Genomic DNA, 1,587 nt, shown 5'->3' on the forward strand with positions numbered 1-1,587 from the left:
GGCCCAGATTGTGTCAAAACGCATTTTTGGAGCGCTAAAATTTTGCTATCCGACGGCGGAGGACAAGCAAAATGAAGCGGTTCGTTCGAGGCGACGATCGTAACCAGAGCTTTCTCCTTCCCGAAGCACTTGATGATTACGTGACGGACACAAATCCGGTCCGCGTGATCGATGTCTTTGTAGAAGAACTTGATCTTAATGATCTGGGGTTCGAGGGAGTACAGCCTGCGTTGACTGGAAGGCCGGCTTATCATCCTGAGGTGATGCTTAAGATCTATATCTACGGGTATCTCAATCGCATCCAGTCCAGTCGTCGTCTTGAACGCGAAGCGCAGCGAAATGTCGAGCTGATGTGGCTCACTGGTCGACTGGCTCCGGACTTTAAAACCATAGCTCGGTTCCGTAAAGACAACGGCAAAGCTATCCGCAACGTCTGCCGTCAGTTTGTGATGCTATGCCAACGTCTGGACCTTTTTGCTGAAGCAATCGTCGCGATCGACGGCAGCAAGTTCAAGGCGGTGAACCATCGCGACCGCAACTTCACGAACGCCAAGCTCGAACGGCGCATGCGCGACATCGAGTCAAGTATTGCTCGGTATCTTCAGGCGATGGACACAGCCGATCGTCAGGAGCCTGCAATCGCGAAGGCCAGGACGGAGCGACTGCAGGACAAGATTGCAGCCTTGAAGGACCAGATGCAACGTCTGAAGGAGATCGAGGTCCAACTCAAGGCGGCACCCGACGGACAGATATCGCTCACCGATCCGGATGCGCGTTCGATGAAGACGCGCGGCACGGGGGTCGTCGGCTACAACGTACAAACGGCCGTCGATACGAAGCACCATCTAATCGTCGCGCACGTCGTCACTAACGATGGTATTGATCGCGATCAGTTGACATCGACGGCCAAGCTTGCTCGTGCTGAAATGGGCGTCGAAAAGATCACTGCTGTTGCGGATCGTGGCTATTACAAGAGTGAAGAGATACTTGCATGCCACGAGGCTGGAATAACGGTGTTTGTTCCGAAGACAGTGACCTCGATGGCTACTGCTGATGGCCGCTTCGGGAAGGATGACTTCATTTACAACGCAAAGACGAACGAATATCGGTGCCCGGCAGGGGAGAGACTTATTTGGCGATTTTCTACCATTGAACGCGGCTTGAAGATCAGTAAATACTGGAGTTCGAATTGCCAGCAATGTCCGTTGAAGGAGAACTGCACGCCCAGTCCTCAACGTCGCGTGGCCCGTTGGGAACACGAAGCTGTTCTTGAGGATATGCAGACGCGTCTCGATCATGCACCTGAAATGATGCGGATCCGGCGACAAACCGTCGAGCACCCGTTTGGCACGATCAAGGCTTGGATGGGAGCCACTCATTTCCTGACTCGAACCATTGAGCGGGTGAGCACGGAAATGAGCTTGCACGTGCTTGCATACAACATCAAGCGAGTGACTAAGATACTTGGTTCAGACGTTGTTATGAAGGCGATACGGGCGTGATGCCCGCAGGAGTTGAACACTCGGCGATAACTTCGCCCGCGACTTAGAATTCTGCATGCGCAACGAAAGATTGTAAGTTGCACCG

The 1,587-nt window shown here is 53.2% G+C and carries 1 protein-coding gene; it reads left to right on the plus strand.

All coding sequences use genetic code 11. From position 1 onward, the window contains the following. The first annotated feature begins 71 nt into the window (after positions 1 to 71). On the plus strand, positions 72 to 1,502 hold the full coding sequence (locus NCT32_RS36845) for an IS1182 family transposase (RefSeq protein ID WP_061121007.1): 1,431 nt from the start codon (positions 72 to 74) through the stop codon (positions 1,500 to 1,502). The last annotated feature ends 85 nt before the right edge of the window (positions 1,503 to 1,587 follow it).

The sequence above is a fragment of the Caballeronia sp. INML2 genome (assembly GCF_023631365.1).
Taxonomy (GTDB): Bacteria; Pseudomonadota; Gammaproteobacteria; order Burkholderiales; family Burkholderiaceae; genus Caballeronia; species Caballeronia turbans.

Coding starts and splice junctions, on each gene's coding strand:
- NCT32_RS36845 (WP_061121007.1), top strand. CDS start 72: ATGAAGCGGTTCGTTCGAGGCGACGATCGTAACCAGAGCTTTCTCCTT.